Here is a 19,779-nt window from a genome sequence, read left to right on the forward strand (position 1 = left end):
ACAACTCTTTGCCGCAAATCCAAAGAATGAGTCGGCATTCCTTTCTCTCCTTCCTCTTGAATACCTGTACCCTATTTTAAATTAAAAGGCTGTAATCCCCTAAATACAAGGAAGTTTAAATGCCCCACACTCTTGCTAGCTGGAGACACCCACCACTGGAAACTTCCCATCAACCATCTCTTGGCCTACTGGGCTACTGAAGGCTTTGATTACGTCGCTACTGCCTATAACTTCCAGCATTTGCACTGGTTTGCCGCAGCAGGCGCTGAGAATCTTGCCTGGTTGCCTCTTATCTCCATGCGCACTGTTACCCACGATTGGGTGGAAGATAGAGAAAATCAAGTGGTCTTTATCGGCCAACAGGGATCCCGCCATCCCAGGCGTTGCCGGCTGGTTCAAGCCATAAAGAATGCAGATTTGCCCATCCTCATCAAAACAGCCAACCGCCAAGAGGCAGCCAAATGGTTTGCCCATTCTCTGATTGCCTTTAACTGCAGCCTGAATGGGGATCTGAACCTTAGGAACCTGGAAGTGATTTCTGCGGGTGGCTTTCTGCTTACTGACCAGCTCTCCTTCGCCTCAGGATTGGACGAACTTTTGGCGCCCGGCACCTACTGCGACACCTACAACTCCGAAGCCGAACTCCTGGAAAAAGTTCGCTACTACCTAGACCATCCCCAAGAAGCCATTCAAATTGCCCGCCGCGCTTACCACACCTTTGATGAAAAGTGGCATCCCCGCCACCGCATTCAGAACCTGCTGGACTGGGTGTTTGGGGGAGAGCTGCCGGAGCCCTTTCGTTACTCGCCCCGCTCTGATGTGCGCTACTTTGTCAGCACGGCCAGCTCTGCCTGGATAGACACACGACTAGGAATCTACGAGCCCATTCAAGAGCTGCATCGCGTGCAGGAGCGACTGAGGGTATTTGTTGGCCGAGGCTGTCCTGGGGTGATAGCCGCGGACTTGCTGGACTTGCCGCGGCTGGAGCTGTACGTGGAAGAGGGGTTTGGGGATCCCTGTGGTCTGCTGCAGCAGAAGGGAGTGCCCGAGCGAGTTCATGAGGTGAGGGGGGAGCCAGCCAGTTGGCCTAGTTTTGATGCGGTGGTGTGCACAGCTGAGGACTTGCAGCGGCTGGGGCGGCCTTTGAGAACCAGCTTTGCTTTCATCCTGGGAGAAGACACCCAGCTCCTCTTTGCCAATGCGGGGAACATAACAGAAACTTTTCTCATTGACTTAATCCAAAAGGGCAGCTCTGCTCCGTCAGCTTGGTTGCGGGGGTACGAAGGCCTTGAGTATGATATAAAGGGACAGTAGTCAGCCTGAGCCGCATCTATCAGCCTGCGGCTTCCATTCTTCCTGATGTCAAGGTTGTCGTGGATGTGAGGGCCGGGGTAGGTGTGGCCAGCGCTTGTTTCAGGACTTTTCACCCTGAGGCGGCCATTCACTGTTTCGAGGTGGATCCCTTGGCCTTGCACCTGCTGCAGCAGAATGCTCTTGGCCTGGGCAACTGCTTTGTGCATCCGGTGGGGCTAGCGGGGCAGAATAGCTGCAGAACTTGTCGGCTCTGGCCGGAGGATCCTCAGGCCGAGTGGGGAGTGGAGCAGCTGCTCCCTTTCCGGGAAGCCAGGGCAGCCCTCAAGGAGCTGGGTCTGGAGCCCATCGATGTGCTCAGGGTGGCTACAGGTGGAGATGAGGTGGAGGTGTTGACCAGCTTGCAAGAGCAGCTCGAAGATATCAAGGTCATCTATGTGGAGTTTTGCTCAGAACAAGACCGCAAGCAGATTGACCAGATGTTGGATCCCTCTCATCTCCTCTGGCAGGGGGAGATCATACCCGGTCAAAAGGGAGCTCTTTGCTACATAAACAGATTTCATCTTTTCGACAAGAAGTAAGGTCTTAGAGAGGAGAGATAGAATTCATGAACTCGACTATCATCGTTACAGGTGCCGATAGCAAGCTTTTTGAATTGGTTCAGGGAACTATTCTCTCTATTCGAGAAAAGCCACAGGGCAACTCTGTAGATATTGGATTTTTTGATGTAGGGTGTACGCCAGAGCAGTTGCAATGGATAGGTCAGTACGTTGACTATATCGTAGAGCCAGATTGGAATTACAACGTTCCTGATGTCGATAAAAAACCTAGGTACCTCAAAGCGCTGGTCTCTAAACCTTTTTTGCCTGAATATTTCCCAGGTTATGAAGTTTACATTTGGATTGATGCAGATGCTTGGGTGCAAGACTGGTCTGCGATTGATCTTCTTGTCTTAGGAGCAAAAAGAAAGGGCTTCTCAATAGTTCCAGAGTTAGTAGCTAAACATAAGAATAGACCCTGGATGCAAACTTGGATATCTTGGCACTACCACGTTCACTTCCACCACACGGAATTTGATCGTTTAGATATAGAGCCTCTGCTAAATGTTGGTGTGTTTTCTGGTGCCAGACAGTCTATTCATTGGTCAATATGGGGCAAAAGATTAGGTCAAGCTATTTCTAGGTACCTTGATTTTCCGACAGAACAGTTTGCTCTAAACGTGGCTATTTATAGAGATATAGGTCTGGATAGAGTTGAACTTTTGCCATTAAATTGCAACTGGGTAGCCCATTGTGAGATGCCCCAATGGGATTTGCAAAGGAAGATTTGGGTGGATCCTTTTCCACCTCACAATCCAGTAGGAATCATACATCTTACAGCCGACACTAAGGTGAGACCAACTCATATTGTGCTTACAACTGAAGGTTTTAAGATTGAAGCTAGCTTGCGGTATGCAGGCATCATCTCCACTCCGGTCAAGAGATACGACTACGTATCGCCTAACCAGATTAGAATACATCTTGACCATAGCTTTCCTTTAATGATTGCGGCCGACCCAAGCTTTCACCCCTGGCCTTATCTACGGAAAGAAGTTCCTCACCTTTGTCATGCGGATCTACGTCAACCTCTCATCGGCTTTGTTAGTCGGGACGAGGCACACATTCTGTACAATACTGCGCTAAAGTTTCGAGGAAAATCTGCTCTGGAGATCGGCTGTTGGTTCGGCTGGTCAACTGCGCACCTGGCGGCAGGAGGAGTTATTCTCGATGTGGTAGATCCTGCTCTGGCCGATCCCCAGATTTATGGAAGTGTGGATCAATCTCTTCGCTCGGCTGGAGTTCGCTCTAATGTCAATCTCTACCCTGGCTATAGCCCAGGGAAGGTGGAGGAGATTGCCCAGCAAGAGGATCGTCGCTGGTCTCTGATTTTCATCGATGGGAATCATGACTCACCAGCCCCCTTGCAGGATGCTCAAGTGGCAGAGCGCTATGCTGCTGAGGATGCCTTGATTCTGTTTCATGATCTAGCCTCGCCGGATGTGGCTGAAGGTTTGAATTACTTGAGAGACAGGGGCTGGAACACGATGATTTACCAGACCATGCAAATTATGGGAGTGGCCTGGCGAGGCAATGTCAAGCCCGTTGAGCATATTCCAGACCCTGCTGTGAATTGGACATTGCCAGAGCACCTCAAGGACTATCCGGTCTGTAACCTTGAGTTGTCTAGGGTGCTAGAGAAAGTTAAATCTTTTACCTTGCTGGGCTTTGAGCGTCTTTGGAGCCTTTATTCACTGGCTAAGCAGGTTTGTGAAGAAGACATTCCTGGGAACTTTGTAGAATGTGGTGTTTGCAGGGGTGGAAGCTCAGCTTTGCTGGCCTGGGTGATTAAGAACTACAGCCGTCGACCTCGCAGGCTATATGCTTTCGATACCTTCTCAGGTATGCCTGATCCAACAGAGATGGATCGAGATTATCGAGGAGTTGCTGCCAACGATACGGGTTTTGGATCCGGTGCTTTAGCGGCACCCATTTCGGAGAACTTAGAGGTGATTGCCAAGGAACTGGGAGTTTGGGATCTCATTGTTCCTGTGCCAGGGCTGTTTGCCGACACCTTGCCTGCCTATCGAGAGCAAGTGAGCGAGATTGCCTTGCTGCATGCAGATGCAGACTGGTATCAGTCGACGATGGATATTTTCCGTCATCTCTACCATCAAGTTCATCCCAAAGGGTTTATCCAGGTCGATGACTATCAAGACTGGCAAGGATGCGCAAAGGCTGTCCATGACTTTGAGCAGGAAGTTGGAGTTTTCTTTCGGCTGCACAGTGTAGCTGAGCCCTATGGTTGGAAGATCGATAGCTTAGAGCTGCAAGAATGGCCTAGTCCCGCGTGGTTAAGTCCTTCAGAAAACCTGGTAGTGATGAGAGATAGCCTAACAGAAACCTCCAAACCACAAGGGATCCGCCTGAGCAAGATCAACGTGGGCCTTTTCCCCTACTGGGAAATGGAGACAGAGCAGCTTATCCAAGAACTGGAGGGCTTGCTGGAGCCAATTCTGCACAGTCCTCAGCCAGAAGACTTTGCTCTGATCTTCCTAGGGGATCCGGATCCCCAGCGAGCCAGCCAGATATTGACAAATGCATTGGGCAACGTAACTCTAAAGCTCTTGGAAGAAAGGTGGGATCTATCTGGGGAACCCTCTTGTTCCGTGGTGGCGGGCTTGAACCCCTGGCAATGGGAGAGGCTCATTCCCCAACTGAACTATCGCTATCCCCTAAAACGGGAGCGCTTTCCTAGGGGATTACGGCCTGCTGTCCAAAAGCTGCCTGTGTTGTTGCAGGCTTTTTAGGGATCCACCCTTTTTCTTGGGCTAAGCTTTGCCTGGTCTACAGGAGACCTGAGCTCAGTCGCTTACACTGCGTCTAGATCCACCCCTAGCTCTCGTAGCTTCCGGGCCAGGCGCCCTGCCCGTTGTTCGGCCTGCTCAGCCCTTTGCCGCTCCAGTTCGGCCTCGGTGGGCACCAATTCCCCAGAAGCAGTGGCCCAGCAAACCCACGCGGCCTCAATGTCTGGAAACCTTCCCCCCATCTCATTGTTGCCAGCAAAGCAGCTGGGGCGCTGCTGCGACCAGGCTTGGGTAACGCAGATGAGTGAGTCCATTTGGCACTTGCGCTGCCAGCTTTCCGCGAATGCACCGTCTAACTTGGTAGGTGTGTAGGTATAATCAGCACTTGGCTCCTGACTTTGTCATTATGGATGCACGTAGGGTAGGATAGTGCAAAACTAGCCCTCTTTGTAGCCTGGGCAGAAGCTACACTTTGTCAGCAGCACTGATTAGAAGTTAGAAGGACGAGCTATGGAAAATTCCAACAAAGAAACTCTGCAACCGCGAGTTCTCCTGAGCTGGCCAATGCCGCCAGACTACATCCCACCGCCGCAGCTTTCAGATCGTCAAGTAACTGTCTGTCCCAAAGAAAGAGTGGGGGGCTTTGGACTAGGCTATGTCAACCGTCGTGAAGGCTTGGTGGAGTGTCCGGAAGGAGATTATGACCTCTATGACTTTGTCCAGCAGTCTGAGCAGATTGTGGATAAAGAGTTTGACTTGGTGATTGTACGAGCTTCCAGCTGCGAATACAGCAACCCCTTCAACACGAAAAAATTTGGCTGTCCAACCGTCTTGCTAGCCGGGGATACGCATCATAGCCACTTCCCCATCAAACATCTTTTGGCCTACTGGGCCGCTGAAGCCTTTGATTATGTTGTTACTGCTCACAACCGCCAGCACCTGCACTGGTTTGCCGCGGCGGGCGCGGAAAACCTGGCCTGGCTACCTCTCATCTCCATGCATACGGTTGTCCACAAGTGGGTAGAAGCAAGAGAAAGCCAAGTTGTCTTTATTGGCCAGCAGGGATCCCTGCATCCCAGACGTTCCCGTCTGGTCGAAGCCATAAAGAGGGCACACTTGCCCATTCTTGCCACAACTGCCAACCGTCAAGAGGCAGCCCGCCTATTTGCCGAATCGCTGATTTCGTTTAACTGCAGCCTGAATGGGGATCTGAACCTTAGGAACCTGGAAGTGATTTCTGCGGGTGGCTTTTTGCTGACAGACAAGCTCTCCTTTGCATCCGGCTTTGATGAGTATCTGAGCCCCGGCTTATACTGCGACGTCTATAGTTCTGAGCTGGAGCTAGTTGAGAAAATCAAGTTTTACCTAGAAAATCCAGGGCTGGCTCTAGAGATAGCTAAAAGAGCTTATGAAAAGTTTCTTGTGGACTGGCATCCCAAGCATCGGATAGCCGATCTGATGAATTGGGTTTTCAAGGGAGAGCTACCCAACTTTTACGCAGCTAAGTCCGATCCCAGATTTTTCATTAGCACTGCCTACAGAGATCTTGTCAATACACGCCTTGCTATCTACGAACCTGTTCAGGAGTTACACCGTGTAGAGGAGCAACTTAAGGTACTGGTTAGCAAAGACTGCCCAGTAGCAGTTGTGGCAGATCTCCTGGATCTGCCGAGACTAGAAGTCTATGTTGAGGCCGGGTTCCCAGTGTCTGAGCTTCCCAAGGACGAGAGGGTCGTTTCCAGAGTACATGTCTGGGAGGAAGAGTCCAGCCACTTAGGTACTGCGACTTGGGATGTTCTGATTGCCAGATCCAACAGCCATCTTACTTCTCGACTCCTGCCCTACTCAAAATTTGTTTTTGTCCTTGATGAACAAAATCAATTGGTGTTCTCGAACGCAACAAAGTTAGCGAACATTGCAAAATTTTCCTTGGGCGCGACTAGAGCGGATGGATCTTCTCGGACACTACATCTCAATTTTTATAAGGAGGAAGAAAACGCAGCGCTATCCACGACTGACGAAATCTTTAGTAAGCAGTCATATCCTTTTTTAAACTTCGTCGATGGCGTATCAATAATTGTTGATGTAGGAGCAAACATAGGCATCGCAAGCGCCTACTTTCGAATGCTTTATCCAAATGCTACTATTCTTTGCTTCGAGCCTGACCCTGTAGCTCTTCACTTGCTGAAGCTAAACAGCCTAACTATAGGCGGCTGCACTGTATACCCTTTTGGGCTGTACAGTGATGATATCACCAAGACTTTCTACAGTAGTCTTGTAACGGCCTGTTATAGTTCGATACACAAGAACCGATATGCTGACTTTCCAAGAGTTGTACAGCTTGTAAAGGCAAGCTCATTCCTAGGCTCATTTCTAAAGAGTGTTGGCGCTTACAACATCGATATTCTCAAGATAGATACTGAAGGTAGTGAGACCCAAATATTAAAGGATTTGTTCGAAATTCCAGTCGACATTAAGATAATATACCTAGAGTTTTACTCTGAAGAAGATAGACGATTAATAGACCAGATCCTACGCCCTACCCATGTTTTGTACAAGGAAAACATAGTTCACACACATAGAGGTACTCTTTGCTACTTGAGTACAAGGTATATCCTTCATGACGTTTCACAAGAACCTCTTCGGTAAAAAGTTCTCCCAGTCAGCTAGAAATCGCAGGAGCCCCGCACTGTACCCGTAGGGTCAGTGCCGGGAGGAATGCGCTTTGATGAAGTACAATGAACTTATGAGCCAAGTCCTGACCGTCTCCTGTAAGCTCGAGGCGTCCCAGTCGCAAGCCGCCAAGTTGGACGCGAGGATGGAGGCTTTTGGCCAAGCCTTGAACTGGGTCAACCAGAACACGCCGGAGAAGATCGTCAACGCGGTCAAACTGCAATCCCTTTGCTACTACGACATTCGAGCCCGGTTCGGCTTGTCCAGTAACTTGGCTCAACAGGTGTGCAGACGGGTGGCAGGCGCTCGCAAAGTGGCGAGACAGCGCAACCGTCCGGTTAAAGAGTTCAAGCGTAGGTTCGTTACCTACGATGCACGTATCTTCTCGTTTCGCGAGAAAGACTGGACGGTGTCGCTGACCACGGTGGAAGGGAGAGAACGCTTTGAGCTAGCCATTGGTAACTACCAGAGGGGAATGCTGGCTGGCTCTAACCCCAAATCGGCCACCCTAGTCCAGCGGAAGGACGGCTCCTACTACATCCAGATTTGCGTAGAGAAAAAACCACCCAAGCAACAAGATACCGACAGGGTGATCGGGGTGGACTTGGGCAGGACGGATATTGCCCATACGTCAGAGGGGGACAATTGGAATGGACAGCAGTTGAACCGAGTCCGCGACCACTACTCCAAGCTGAGGGCGGCACTCCAACGCAAAGCCAGTAAGGGCACACGCAGTTCGCGGCGCAGATGCAGAGAACTGTTGCAACGGCTGTCTGGCAAGGAGAGACGCTTTCAAGTGTGGGTCAATCATCGCATCTCCAAAGCTATTGTCTCTAGGGCAAAAGCTACCAACAGCGCTATTGCTCTGGAAGACCTGACAGGGATCCGGGAAAGGGTCAATCAACAGCCGCGCAGCAAAGCCGAGCGGCGCAGGACCAACAGTTGGGCGTTCTACCAACTACGCCAGTTTCTGGAATACAAGGCGAGGGTTGCAGGGGTTTCTCTGATTCTTGTGCCGCCTGCCTATACGTCGCAGACCTGCCACCGGTGTTTGCACATCCATCCCGATCCTGCGCAATCCTACCGCAGTGGCAAGTCGTTCAAGTGTGGGCACTGTGGATGGGAAGGGGATGCGGATTTGAATGGTGCAAACGTAATTGCGCTCTTGGGGGCTGTCGTAAACCAGCCTAGAGGTTCGGGCTTGTTTTGTTCTCTGGTAAAGCAGAACAGGCTCAGGGCTACTGAAAGCCCGCTCCGTACCGCTTAGCGGTCGGAGCCGGGTAGTTTACGATCCACGCCCACTTCGAGCATTTTTGCGTTGGGGGCTCTATCCGTGCTGTTCTGTTCTAGCTTGGCCACACGGGCTTCCAGCTTGCGCAAGGTACGTTGCAGCTCGGGCAAATGCCGTTGGACGGCCATGCTCTTGCGCCATTCGGCAATAGGCTGATGGGGGTAGCCGGCCACGGTTTGACCAGCGGGGATATCGCTGGTTACACCTGTCTGGGCGGCCACACGCACGCCATCGCCGATGTGAAGATGCCCGGCCAAGCCACATTGCCCAGCCAAGATGACGTGGTGGCCCAACTGGGTGCTGCCGGCAATGCCCACCTGAGCCACGATCAAGCAGTGGGATCCCGTCTTCACGCCGTGGCCAATCTGCACTAGGTTGTCAATCTTGGTGCCCCGGCCAATGCGGGTCTCGCCAACAGCGGCCCGGTCGATGGTGGTGTTGCTGCCCACCTCTACGCCGTCTTCCAGCACCACCCGGCCTGCCTGCAGCATGCGCCGCCAGGAGCCGTCGGGAAGAGGAATGTGGCCAAAGCCGTCGTCGCCGATGACAGCGCCGCTGTGGATTAGGCAATCATCCCCAATCTCCGTGCGCTCGTGAATGACGCAGTTGGCGAAAAGCTGACACCGGGATCCAATCCTCACGTGGGGGTAGATGGTTACGTTGGGGTGGATTTGGGTGTAGTCGCCAATTTTCACCCCTTCCATCACCACTACATGCGGCCCAATGGCCACACCTTCTCCCAACTCAACGCTGGGATCGATCACAGCAGTGGGATGGATCCCAACAGGCAAGCGATAGGGCTGGTAAAACAGCTCGATGGCCTGGGCAAAGAGCAAGCGGGGATCCCTGCCCCGCAGGCAGGGGATGGGGCGAGGTAAAGCTATGGATTCGCCCACAATGACGGCGCTGGCTTGGGTCTGCTCCAGGAGGGGCAGGTAGCGGTCTTCGCTGAGGAAGCTCAACTCGCCTGGGCGAGCTTCCGCCAGGCTGGCTACGCCGTGGATCTCGAGGGTGGGATCCCCCTCGTAGGCGCACCCCAATTTTTGGGCGATCTCCTGTAGCTGCATCAGGCTCGAGATCCTCTACGATTGCAGCAGCCGCACATCCATCACGGTTCCACGCAAGTTGTAGCTAAAGGTCTCGAGCTCCAGGGGAACGCCGACTTTGACGCGGTTGTTGCCTAGGACAATGCCATTTTCTGTCTGCTGGCCCCGTCCCCGCAAGGTAAACACCAGATCAAAGCGGTAGGGCTCGGGGTCAGGCAAGTTTTCGACCCGTCCATCGGGGAAAACCACCGGCACGGTGCGGCTGACGTTTTCCACCCGCACCACCTCCACCTGGCCGTAGGGTTGGTTGCGGATGATCAAATCGGCCTTCTGACCTGCTTGAAAAGGTTCCAGGGATCGGCTGCTGACTCCCCGCACAATCATATCCACTTCCACCGGCAGCGTGGGGCCACCCCCCACCTGGACGACGCTGCCCGCTTGCCGCCCTGGCAAAAACAGGACAGCCACAATCGCCGCCACCACAATTGCCAGCGCCCCCAGATCCAGGAGACTGACTTTGCCCAGGAGACGCCCCTGTTGGTCGACGAGCCGCATGGCCCTCTTTTCTCCAACCCACTGTCCCTGATTGTAGGGCACAGCCATGGCAGCTTCCCCGCCCGTAAAGCCGCTTGAGGAACTCACCTCTAGAGGGACTCAAAGGCCCCGTCTCCCTCCTGACCGAGGATGGTCTGGGCCAATAACCTCAGGTTGACCTGGAGATGGAGCTGACGGGAGTCGAACCCGTGTCCGAGATGGGTACTGGGGGTTCACTCCTTCACAGGCTTAGCCTCTCTAACCCTCAAGGCGGGGATCGCCGTTTAGATCCCGGCGATGGGAATTCTCCGCCTAGCCTTAGGCTCTCCCTCGACGGAGCCGGAGAAGAGAGCTGCACCCGTTGTGGTTGTGATCCGCCCACTTAACGGGGTCGTGGGAGGATCCTCGAGCTCAGACTTCTCTTACTGAGCCTTAGGCAGCCAGAGCAGCTGCTTTACGAGCAAAAGGTACGACGTTGTTCGCACCTACTTTGTTGAGCCTAGTGGTAACGGGATAAGCTCAAGCCCGACCTGCATCATGAACCCTTGTTCGCCACCCCGTCGAAACCGTTACAGCCCCGGGGTTAGCTTACATCTAGACTAGCAAAACTCTCGGGGATCCGGCTAGAGTCTTTGCGAATGTGACAAAAGTCCTGCTATCATAACGAAAGTGTAAACTCGGGTCGGTAGCTCAGCGGTAGAGCACTCGGCTTTTAACCGATTGGCCCAGGGTTCGAATCCCTGCCGACCCAGCTTGCGATACCCTCTCCCCCCGGCCTGGCCTAAGCTAGGATTCCAGGAGGCAGGTGGGAGAGGCAAGGTGGCCGTTCTTTCGTGGCAAGGTCTGGGCAAAGAGGGGGAGGTCAAGCTGTTGCTGGCGCCGTGCGTGGAGGAGGCGCTAGCGAGCCTGGTGGAGGAGGCTGAAACTCGAGAGACGGTCTTTGTCTCCAAGCTTTGGCACCGAATTCCTGCCCAGGATGCCATCCTCGATGAGTGTCTGCAGGTGCTGGCGAGGGTAGCTCTATCCCTCTGGCCTTATTGGTATGGGGAAAAGTTTGAGCCGGGCACGACGGCAGAGGCTCAGGCTCACAATCGTCTCCGCGCCCAAGAGCTACCAGCAAAACAGGATCCCACCATTGCCAACGCCTGGCTCAAGGCGGCCATGCACCTGTGCCAACAGCAACGCCTGCCTCTGCTGCCAGGGATCCAGCGGGCGATCCAGGTGCAGCAACTGGCCAAGGCCATTGCCCCTCGCGAGCTGACCTTGGCTTTGGCAACCGACGAGACAGAGCCGGCGCCCAGCTACTTACTCGGCTTGGCCAAGGCAGCTATCTGGTTGGCTGACCACAGTCAGGCACGGCTGGTGCTGGTGGTGCCGAGCGCTTTGACTGATCACCCCGAATTGGCCTCCGTGAGCTACGGTGCCATTCGACTGCCGCTTCCTGAGAGGCTAAAGGAGTTCGACAGCTCGGTGCAGGTGGTGGTGGGTTACAAGGGATCCCCTCACCCCTTCAGTCCCGCTGAGAGAAAGCTGGCCGACCGGGTGGCAGCAGATGCGCAGTTAAAGAATTTGCTGGAATTCAACCAAACTGTACAGAGTGTTAACGGACGCACTTTCCGAGCGGATCTGCTTTGGCGGGAGGGTAAGGTGGTAGTGGAAGTGGATGGGCCAGAGCACCGCGAGCCAAACCACTACTACCAGGATCGCCTGCGGGACTACGAGTTGCTCATCTCCGGCTACTTGGTGTTGCGGATTCCCAATGAGCTGGTGATGTCCGACTGCGAGCGGGCGGTGGAGATGATCCGCAAGGTGGTTCAATTGCAACAGAGCCGGCTTTGAGGCAGGGCTGGAGGTTGGGGAAATGAGCGATTTGTTGCCCAAAAGCGAAATTTTGCTCTGGAAGCTCCTGCTAACAGGGGAAGAACCGACCAAGTCGCAAGTGAAGCCAAAGCATAGGGCCAAAGAGCTCAAGCTGTTGGAGGAAAAGGGCCTCATTGAATGCAAGACTGTAGTCGAAAAGGGAAGGAGGATAACCCGGCTTGTGCTGACTGACAAGGCCTGGGACTGGGCTTCTACCACACCTCCAACAGCCATCGCCCGCTCCAAGTCGCCAGAGGCAGCAGTTGTTTTGCAAAAGGCGTTGGCAACCCTAGTGGACTACGCACAGCGGGAGAACGTTCCCTTGGCGCGGATTCTAGGCCTACGGCCGAGTAGCGCGAACAGACCCTCTCTCGGTGGAGCAGCCCCTGTTCCTACTGGGCAAACGCAGCCCTGGGAAGTTAGCGAAGGGGAGGTTGATCCTAACTTCCTCGAGAAGGTCTTTCGCACCTGCGAGGAGATGGGAGGGCGCTACTACCTAGTCTACTTATCCGACTTGCGCAAAAGATTTCCCGATGTTCCCTCCTGGCTATTGGATCAGGCGCTCCTGACTTTGAACCGCCAAGCCAAGATAGTGCTGATGAACCTGGACGATCCTCTGTCCATTACTCCTGAAATCGAAGCCGCCGCTATTGACCTGTACGGCTACAAAAAGCACGTTCTTCGTGTTAGGAACTAGCCATGACTTCCAAGGAAAGTACCTCTTTCTCAATCAACCAACAAAAAGCTCTAGAAGCCCTCAAGGAGGTTGATTTTGATTGGACAGTTCATCTTAGAAAAATCTGGCAACCTCCGGATTTTGACGTTCCTGAGCTTAACCGGGATGTCAGGGAGAAGCTATTCAGCCGGCTGGAGAAGTTAATCCAATCTCCCCAGATGGAGACATCCTTTGGAATCCCTGTGCTTGGCAATGGTGGCTCTGGCAAAACCCACCTTCTCAGGGTCTTAAGACAGCGCTGCTTTGAAAAAGGGGTGGGATTTGTCCTAGTGGACATGACCGATGTGAAAGACTTTTGGGAAACCGTAATCCAGGGCTACCTCACCTCTCTGCTTCAGGAAGAGCCTGATGGCACTAGCCAGCTCCAAAAAATTCTCGATCTGGTCTTTCTGAGAGCTCTCTCTACTCCCAAGCAGGCGAAGGAGATCGCCAGTTTTTCCCACGAATCTTTGCTCGACGTCATTAGACAAACTCTGCAATGGCTATTCACTCAAGATCGCAAGCACACCATCAAGTACCAAGATTGTGTACGAGCTGCCATTCTAGCTAATTCGAATGATTTTTCACTGGCGTCAATAGGTAATAGCTGGATACAGGGCCTAGGTGTGGAATCAGAGGTTGCCCGACAATTCGGTTTTACCAACGCCAGCTTAAATCCTAGTCAAGTTGTTGCAGGGCTTTCTTGGCTGATGAGCCTAAGGGGACCCACTGTAGTTGCTTTGGATCAGTTGGATCCCATTGTTGTGCAATCTCATACAAGTCCTAGTCCTTCGTCATCCTTGCAGGAGCTCTCGCCAGAGACAGAAAGAGAAGCTTCCCAAAACATCATTCATAACATCGCAGGTGGCCTCATTGGGCTACGGGACTGCCTCTCCCGATCCCTTATCATCATCTCGTGCCTAGACCAGTCTTGGGAAATTCTAACGAAAACAGCTGTTGCAACCTTTACAGGACGCTTTGAGCCGCCTTTAACTTTGACGCATCTTCTTTCGGCCAGTGTCGCTGAGGCAGTTGTTGTTCCTCGCCTGCAGGCTGCCTACCACAAGGTGGGCTTTACCCCTCCCTATCCTTCCTACCCGTTTAAGCCGGAGTTCTTCCAGTCCTTACCGGAGAGGAACAATCCTCGGCAGCTCCTCCAGAAATGTCATGAGCACAGGGAGAAATGCCTACGGGAAGGGAGAGTTACCGAGTTAGGTGTCCCAAGTTCTGCTCCTATCACTCCAAGTCCCCCTCCACTGAAGGAACTAGATCGAATCTTTGAGGAGGTCAAGCAAAAGGTTGATATTTCCCCGTATTTACAGGAAAACGAGAGCGAGATATGGAAAGAGCCCCTAGCTTCTCTGTGCAACTTTCTCGTCTGTCAGGAAAAGTTGCCGGCTAGTATTGGCAGCCAAGTGGAAACTGACTTCCCTGGATCCAGAAGTTTCTCGCCTCTGCATTCTCGCTTGCGGCTAATCTTCTACGAGGCAAACGAGCGGGAAAGGCACCTTTGTTTTACAGCTATTCAATCAACTAATCCTAGATCTTTCCAAACTCGCTTAGTAGCTGCTAGAACGGCAGCCGGGATCGACGCGGCCCTGCGATTTCGCAAGTTGGTAGTGGTGCGCACTACCTCCCTACCAGGAGGCGAACGTACTCAGAAACTGTGGCAAAAGTTCCTTGAGGAGGGTGGGATCCACTGGCGGCCCAGTGAAAGGGAAATCAGGGTTCTGCTGGCCCTAGAGCAGCTCCAATCCAGACCCGATTTTAGAGATTGGCTGGCGGAACGGCGACCTCTTACCCACCTGGCAAATGCTGAGTTGGATTCGGGGCTGGCCAAAATCCTTGCCTGGCTGAGGGAAGGGATCCCGGCTGACTGGGCTACGAGAGCTGAGCCTGAGGAAAAGGGAGTTTCCTCCCCTCCTAGGGCAGGCAACGGCAAAGCTCCTGAAGCCAAGCAAGACTTGCAGCCGCCGAGACCTTCGCCAGGTTTGTTTGTCGGACGACGCTGGATAGCCAACCGGGAGGGTGAGCCAGTTTTTCTGCCCATCGAGGAGCTGGTGCGGCACACTGTGATTTTGGCTGGCAGCGGCTCGGGGAAAACGGTGCTCTTGAGGCGAATGGTGGAAGAGGCAGCCTTGCAAGGGATCCCTTCCATCGTCATCGATGCAGCCAACGACTTGGCCCGGCTGGGGGATCCCTGGCCTGCCGCTCCCGAAGGCTGGACAGAGGAGGATCAAGCCAAGGCAGAGCGCTACTTTGCCCAAACCGAGGTGGTGGTTTGGACCCCTGGGCTGGCGGCGGGCAACCCCCTCACCCTCGCCCCCCTGCCGGACTTTGCTGCGCTGGCTGGTGATCCCGAAGAGCTGGATCAGGCCGTCGACATGGCCTGGGGCGCCCTCCAGGAGATCGTGGCCCCCGGCAAGACCGTCAGCGACGAGCTGAAGCGGGGGGTTCTTAAGGCAGCTTTGAAATACTTTGCCACCCACCAGCCGGGATCTCTAGCTGACTTTGCCGAGTTCCTTGCGGACCTGCCTCCGGAAGCAGGAGCCGGTATCAGCAAGGCGCCGCAACTGGCGCTGCAGATGGCTAATCTCCTCAAGGCTGCCATGGTTAACAACAAGTTGCTCCATCAACAGGGGATGGCGTTGGATCCGGCCATCTTGTTGGGGCTGGGCTCAGACTACGGCAAAACCCGGGTGTCGGTTGTCAACTTGGTGGGCCTTCCCACCCTGGGGGAACAGCAGCAATTTCTCAATCAACTGGCCATGGCGCTGTTTACCTGGATCAAGAAAAACCCCGCCCCGCCGGAAGCGCCAGTGCGCGGGCTGCTGGTCATCGACGAGGCCAAAGACTTTGTGCCCTCCCAGGGGACTACCCCCTGCAAGCAGAGCCTGCTGCGCCTGGCCGCCCAAGCGCGCAAATACGGCTTGGGTCTCATTTTTGCTACCCAAGCACCCAAGAGCATCGACCACAACGTCATCGCCAACTGCTCCACCCAGTTTTTCGGCCGAGTCACGTCTCCGGCAGCCATTGAGGTAGTGCGCGAGCAAATTGCCCAGCGGGGAGGAAGCGGAGAAGATGTGGCTGTCTTAAAGGTGGGACAGTTTTATCTCTCCTCGCAGCAGCTTCACCCGCCCTGCAAAATCCAAACTCCCTGGTGCCTGTCTTTTCACGCCCCCACCCCTCTAAGCGAAGCTGAGGTGATCCAGCGCTCCCAGGCAGTTAAGCTCTAGGCCCTCATCTTAGCAGTTTTGCCGCTGTTGGCTGTCGCGGCAATCTTCCCATTGCTCGTCTATTCTCACTTGCTGCTGCCAATTCCTGAGGCTGCCTGGCAGTTGGGAGGCCTCTGGAGCTATGCTCCCTTAAGGCAACGTCGGGCCAGCTCGAGGCTTGCACGGCCACTTTGGGGAACAGGGATCCTCGGGAGCAGGGCAATGGGGCAGGGGCTAGGAAAAGCTCAGCAGCGGTGGTGGGTGTTGGGTCTAGTGGTGATTTGGGCTTGGCTGAGCTGGGGGAGGATGGCCTGGCCTGCTGCCTCCTGCCAGGATCCTCTCTTCCTCCGGCAAATCTTGGCCGCAATGGGCCGGCCTGAGGTGGTGGTGGAGGAAGTGGCTCTGTTTGATGGGGATCAGTGCCTTGTCCAGTTGGTGTTGGATCGCCGCGGGCTGAGCGGATCCCTGCCGCCGGAGATTGGCCAATTCCACCACCTGCGGGCTTTGTCTCTCAGTTACAACCAGCTTTCTGGCCCCATCCCCGCCGAGCTGGGGCAGTTGAGGGAGTTGGAACAGCTTTTTCTCGACTACAACCAGTTCTCCGGCCCCGTTCCGCCGGAGCTAGGGCAACTGCGCAACCTGCGGGGCCTGTTTTTGGATCACAACCAGCTCTCCGGCCCCATCCCCCCAGAGCTAGGCCGGCTCAGCCGCCTAGAAAACCTCAGCTTGCAAAACAACCAGCTCAGCGGCGCCATTCCCGCCCAACTGGGCCAGATGCGCTCCCTCAAGGGGCTGTTTTTGGATCGCAACCAGCTCTCTGGGCCCATTCCGCCCCAACTGGGGCAACTGCACAACCTGGAAAACCTCTACTTGTCAGACAACCGCCTCAGCGGATCCCTGCCTCCGGAGCTGGCCCAACTCAAGCAATTGCGGGATCTGCGCTTGGCCCGTAACCGGCTCACGGGCGAGCTGCCCGGCTTTTTGGCAGAACTGCCGCGGCTGGAACGGCTCCACATCGAGGGCAACCCTGGCCTCTGCCTGCCGGCGGCCCTGTCGAGCTGGTTTGCCGGTCTCAATCCAGGGGATCCCACCTCCGCCCGCCCCTGCCCCTAGCGCTGGGATCTGGGTTTGCCGGCCTCCAGGTCTTCCGCCGACCTGCGATACTGGGATCAGGTGTCCACAGCCCACTACGCGAACGGTCAGCCATGTATATCCTAGAATTGCTTTTGAAAGGGAATCCCGCCCCCATCGTCGTCCACCAAAAAGAGGAGGAAGCGGCCAACCGCGCCTACCAAAGCGTGGTCAACGCTCTCCAGAGCGGATCCCCCCAAAGCTTGGAGCTGACCTGTGACCGCACCGGCAAAAAGGTGTTCCTGCTCACCGGCGAGCTGTGTGGCGTGCAAATGACCACCAAGTCGGGTGGCCCTGGTGCCCCAGGAACTCGTCCCGGCTTTTTGGCGCAGTTGCAGGGTTGAGAGCAGCTCTTCGGGTCTTCGCGAGGGATTCTCATGTCGGAGAGGGGGACAGAGTCCTTGCGCGGCGGCAAGAGGGAGTCCCCGCCGGCCATTCGGGTGGAGGGCCTGACCTTTGCCTGGCCGGAGCGTCCCCCGGTTCTGCGGGAGTGCAGCTTTGTCATTCCCAAAGGCCAGTTGTGGATGCTGCTGGGGCCTAACGGCAGCGGCAAGTCTACCCTATTGCAACTGTTGTCCGGATCCCTCACCCATCCTCAGCCCCTAGCGGGCCACCTGGAGGTGCGCGGGCGGCTGGGCCACGTGTTTCAAAACCCGGATCACCAACTGTTCATGCCGACGGTAGGGGCAGACGTCGCCTTTGGTTTGGGGGCAGAACCCCTCACGTTGGAAGAGATTGCCGAGCGGGTGGAAATGGCCTTGGAGCAGGTGGGCTTGCGGCACTTGATCCGCCGGCCCATCCACGGCCTCAGCGGTGGACAGAAGCAACGGGTGGCAGTCGCTGGGGCGCTGGCCCGGCGCAGCGAGGTTCTGCTTTTGGACGAGCCAACAGCCCTGCTGGATCCCGAGAGCCAGGCGGAGTTGCTGCGGTGCATCCGCCGCCTGGTGGATCAAGAGGGGATCACCGCTCTCTGGGTAACCCATCGGCTGGCAGAGCTGGAATGGGCGGATGGAGCAATTTTCCTCTCCGAAGGACAGGTGCGCCATCAGGGATCCCCAGAGCAGGTGCGGCAACAGCTTGGACAACTGTTTGGCGCCTTCAGGTCTTAGCCCCGCTGATCCCGAAGAGATCGCAAAAGGGTGGCTGCAACCCCCGGCGGTCGCTGCTTAGAATGGTAATGTATCCACAGCGATCGATAGGTTGGCAGCAAGGCATCATCCTGGACTTATCTACCCTGCGGAGCGGCAGGTTTCTGCCTGTTGATCCGCGAGTGCGCTAGATCCCTGCGGATTTGCGTCAGCAGATTATACCCGTGGGCCCCTGGCCCCATCTCGTTGAAAGGAGCTTGAGAATATGGGACTGTCTGAAGTCATTGCCAAAGAGCTGGAGAACGCGCGCAAAGTCTGCTCTGAGTACGGCGAAGGGGATCCCCACTGCCGTGCAGCTTGGGATGCTGTTGAGGAAGTGCTGGCAGCCCGCAGCCACCAGCCCAAAGCTCCCAGCAGCCTTGAGCAGCACTGTGCTGAAAACCCCGACGCCGTCGAGTGCCGTGTTTACGACACCTGATTTCTGGTAACCCTGCAGATCGGTCTCGGTTTATCGACAGCGATCGCAAGTGGGATCCCCGACAAGATCCAGCGGCCTGCCAGCTCCCTGCTGGCGGGCTTCGTCTTTCTGGGCCGGAATGCGTAGCTGGGCACCGAGAATTGAGTCCAGCCGGGACACTTTGCTCACCCCAGGAAGAGGGAGGATCGCCGGCTACTTCGAGCAACAACCCTCGAAACCCCAGCCCCTCGAACTTGAGGGTTGTGGGAGGCACCCTGCTCGCAAAGAAAGTTTCTCACGGAGAAAGCTTTTGAGCAGAGTCAGCCCGCCGCCATTGCCTCATCCACAAGACAAAGGCTGTTCCCAGCAGCACCATTTGTGGGATCAGCGTCTGCCAAGTGGGATACAAACCCAACCAGCGCAGCTTCGGGATCCCGGATAAGGGGGTGATCGGAAGCCAGCCCGCCACTTGCAAAGCATGGAGGCCGCTGCCCAGGAACTTAAAGCCCAAGTAAAAAATCAGCAGGCTTAAACCCCGGAAAAAAGCCCCCAAGGGCAGCTTCAGCCCCACCTGCAGCAGCAAGACCGCCATCCCCACCAGCAGCAGGGATCCCAGACCGATCCCCAGCCAGAGATCTTTTGCCGCCAGGGAAGGGGCCAATCCCACGTAAAACAACACCGTTTCTGCCCCCTCGCGAAACACCGCTGCAAAGGCCAGGAAAGCTAGGGAAAAAACCTGGCCTGTGGCGAGCGCTGCCTGGGCTTGTTCTTGCACAAAGGTCTGCCAGGAAGCAAGGGCGGCCCGCCGGTGCAGCCAGAGGCTGACCGAAAACAGCAAACCTGCTGCCACCAGCCCAGTCATCCCCTCCAGTACCTCTTGGCGGGTGTGGGTCAGCAACTGCTGGAAAAACAACTTCACCAGCAAGGCGAGCATCACCGCTGCCAGCAGACCCATGGATCCCCCCAGCCACACCCAGCGCTGCGGGGCCGACTGCCCACTTTTGCGCAGAAGGGCCAGCAAAGCCACCAGCACCAAAATCGCCTCCAGACCCTCCCGCAGCAAAATCGAGGCAGCATCCAAAAAGGTGTAGTCCGACATAGGTTCACCCAGGCAG

Annotated in this window: 16 protein-coding genes, 1 tRNA gene and 1 other RNA gene; 13 read left to right on the top strand and 5 right to left on the bottom strand. The window is 55.2% G+C overall.

The features are described from left to right. Positions 1-132: 132 nt before the first annotated feature. Genes ACVWXC_RS10735 through ACVWXC_RS10745 form a run of 3 tightly spaced genes read left to right on the top strand, consistent with a single transcriptional unit; the run spans position 133 to position 4,657 of the window. Positions 133-1,314: a glycosyltransferase family protein gene (locus ACVWXC_RS10735; RefSeq protein WP_457392655.1), complete on the top strand. Its 1,182-nt coding sequence runs from the start codon at positions 133-135 to the stop codon at positions 1,312-1,314. A 59-nt stretch (positions 1,315-1,373) separates the two neighbouring features. After that, on the top strand, positions 1,374-1,892 hold the full coding sequence (locus tag ACVWXC_RS10740) for a hypothetical protein (RefSeq protein WP_457392658.1): 519 nt from the start codon (positions 1,374-1,376) through the stop codon (positions 1,890-1,892). A gap of 26 nt (positions 1,893-1,918) precedes the next feature. Next, the gene (locus tag ACVWXC_RS10745) at positions 1,919-4,657 is read left to right on the top strand and encodes a class I SAM-dependent methyltransferase (protein ID WP_457392661.1); all 2,739 of its coding nucleotides are present in this window, start codon (positions 1,919-1,921) and stop codon (positions 4,655-4,657) included. A 62-nt stretch (positions 4,658-4,719) separates the two neighbouring features. On the opposite strand, the gene ACVWXC_RS10750 is transcribed toward ACVWXC_RS10745, so the two are convergent. After that, positions 4,720-4,968 (bottom strand): hypothetical protein, encoded by a 249-nt coding sequence (locus tag ACVWXC_RS10750; protein ID WP_457392664.1) that lies wholly within the window; start codon positions 4,966-4,968, stop codon positions 4,720-4,722. Between the two features lie 196 nt (positions 4,969-5,164). On the opposite strand from ACVWXC_RS10750, the gene ACVWXC_RS10755 reads away from it, so the two are divergent. Further along, entirely contained in the window at positions 5,165-7,303 is a 2,139-nt protein-coding gene (locus tag ACVWXC_RS10755) for an FkbM family methyltransferase (RefSeq protein WP_457392667.1), read from the top strand. A gap of 97 nt (positions 7,304-7,400) precedes the next feature. Continuing rightward, entirely contained in the window at positions 7,401-8,594 is a 1,194-nt protein-coding gene (locus tag ACVWXC_RS10760) for an RNA-guided endonuclease InsQ/TnpB family protein (protein ID WP_457392669.1), read from the top strand. Here ACVWXC_RS10760 and lpxD read toward each other — a convergent pair. The 3 genes from lpxD to ssrA form a co-directional block, all read right to left on the bottom strand. After that, positions 8,591-9,685, bottom strand: a complete 1,095-nt coding sequence (gene lpxD / locus ACVWXC_RS10765; RefSeq protein WP_457392672.1) for a UDP-3-O-(3-hydroxymyristoyl)glucosamine N-acyltransferase — start codon at positions 9,683-9,685, stop codon at positions 8,591-8,593. The genes ACVWXC_RS10760 and lpxD overlap by 4 nt on opposite strands. Positions 9,686-9,700: 15 nt before the next feature. Then, positions 9,701-10,219: a DUF4330 domain-containing protein gene (locus ACVWXC_RS10770; protein WP_011429897.1), complete on the bottom strand. Its 519-nt coding sequence runs from the start codon at positions 10,217-10,219 to the stop codon at positions 9,701-9,703. A gap of 162 nt (positions 10,220-10,381) precedes the next feature. Further along, positions 10,382-10,777: a transfer-messenger RNA gene (gene ssrA, locus ACVWXC_RS10775) on the bottom strand. Positions 10,778-10,877: 100 nt separating this feature from the next. Here ssrA and ACVWXC_RS10780 point away from each other — a divergent pair. The 8 genes from ACVWXC_RS10780 to ACVWXC_RS10815 all read left to right on the top strand — a co-directional run bounded on the left by ACVWXC_RS10780 (position 10,878) and on the right by ACVWXC_RS10815 (position 18,685). Then, positions 10,878-10,949 (top strand) — tRNA-Lys (locus ACVWXC_RS10780). Positions 10,950-11,017: 68 nt separating this feature from the next. Next, positions 11,018-12,037: an endonuclease domain-containing protein gene (locus tag ACVWXC_RS10785; protein WP_457392675.1), complete on the top strand. Its 1,020-nt coding sequence runs from the start codon at positions 11,018-11,020 to the stop codon at positions 12,035-12,037. 22 nt (positions 12,038-12,059) lie between these two features. Then, positions 12,060-12,755: a hypothetical protein gene (locus ACVWXC_RS10790; protein WP_457392678.1), complete on the top strand. Its 696-nt coding sequence runs from the start codon at positions 12,060-12,062 to the stop codon at positions 12,753-12,755. A 1,838-nt stretch (positions 12,756-14,593) separates the two neighbouring features. Next, positions 14,594-16,009 carry an ATP-binding protein gene (locus ACVWXC_RS10795; RefSeq protein WP_457392681.1) on the top strand — a complete coding sequence of 472 codons (1,416 nt, stop codon included), beginning with the start codon at positions 14,594-14,596 and terminating at the stop codon, positions 16,007-16,009. Between the two features lie 285 nt (positions 16,010-16,294). Then, positions 16,295-17,101 carry a leucine-rich repeat domain-containing protein gene (locus tag ACVWXC_RS10800; RefSeq protein WP_457410474.1) on the top strand — a complete coding sequence of 269 codons (807 nt, stop codon included), beginning with the start codon at positions 16,295-16,297 and terminating at the stop codon, positions 17,099-17,101. Positions 17,102-17,193: 92 nt separating this feature from the next. Further along, positions 17,194-17,463 carry a hypothetical protein gene (locus tag ACVWXC_RS10805; protein ID WP_011429902.1) on the top strand — a complete coding sequence of 90 codons (270 nt, stop codon included), beginning with the start codon at positions 17,194-17,196 and terminating at the stop codon, positions 17,461-17,463. A 33-nt stretch (positions 17,464-17,496) separates the two neighbouring features. Then, positions 17,497-18,228: an energy-coupling factor ABC transporter ATP-binding protein gene (locus ACVWXC_RS10810; protein ID WP_099812251.1), complete on the top strand. Its 732-nt coding sequence runs from the start codon at positions 17,497-17,499 to the stop codon at positions 18,226-18,228. A 244-nt stretch (positions 18,229-18,472) separates the two neighbouring features. Continuing rightward, entirely contained in the window at positions 18,473-18,685 is a 213-nt protein-coding gene (locus ACVWXC_RS10815; RefSeq protein WP_011429904.1) for a CP12 domain-containing protein, read from the top strand. A 274-nt stretch (positions 18,686-18,959) separates the two neighbouring features. Here the strand turns inward: ACVWXC_RS10815 and ACVWXC_RS10820 are convergent, their stop codons facing one another. Continuing rightward, on the bottom strand, positions 18,960-19,763 hold the full coding sequence (locus tag ACVWXC_RS10820) for an FTR1 family iron permease (RefSeq protein ID WP_457392688.1): 804 nt from the start codon (positions 19,761-19,763) through the stop codon (positions 18,960-18,962). Positions 19,764-19,779 lie beyond the last annotated feature (16 nt).

It is taken from the genome of Thermostichus sp. OS-CIW-20, assembly GCF_054061455.1.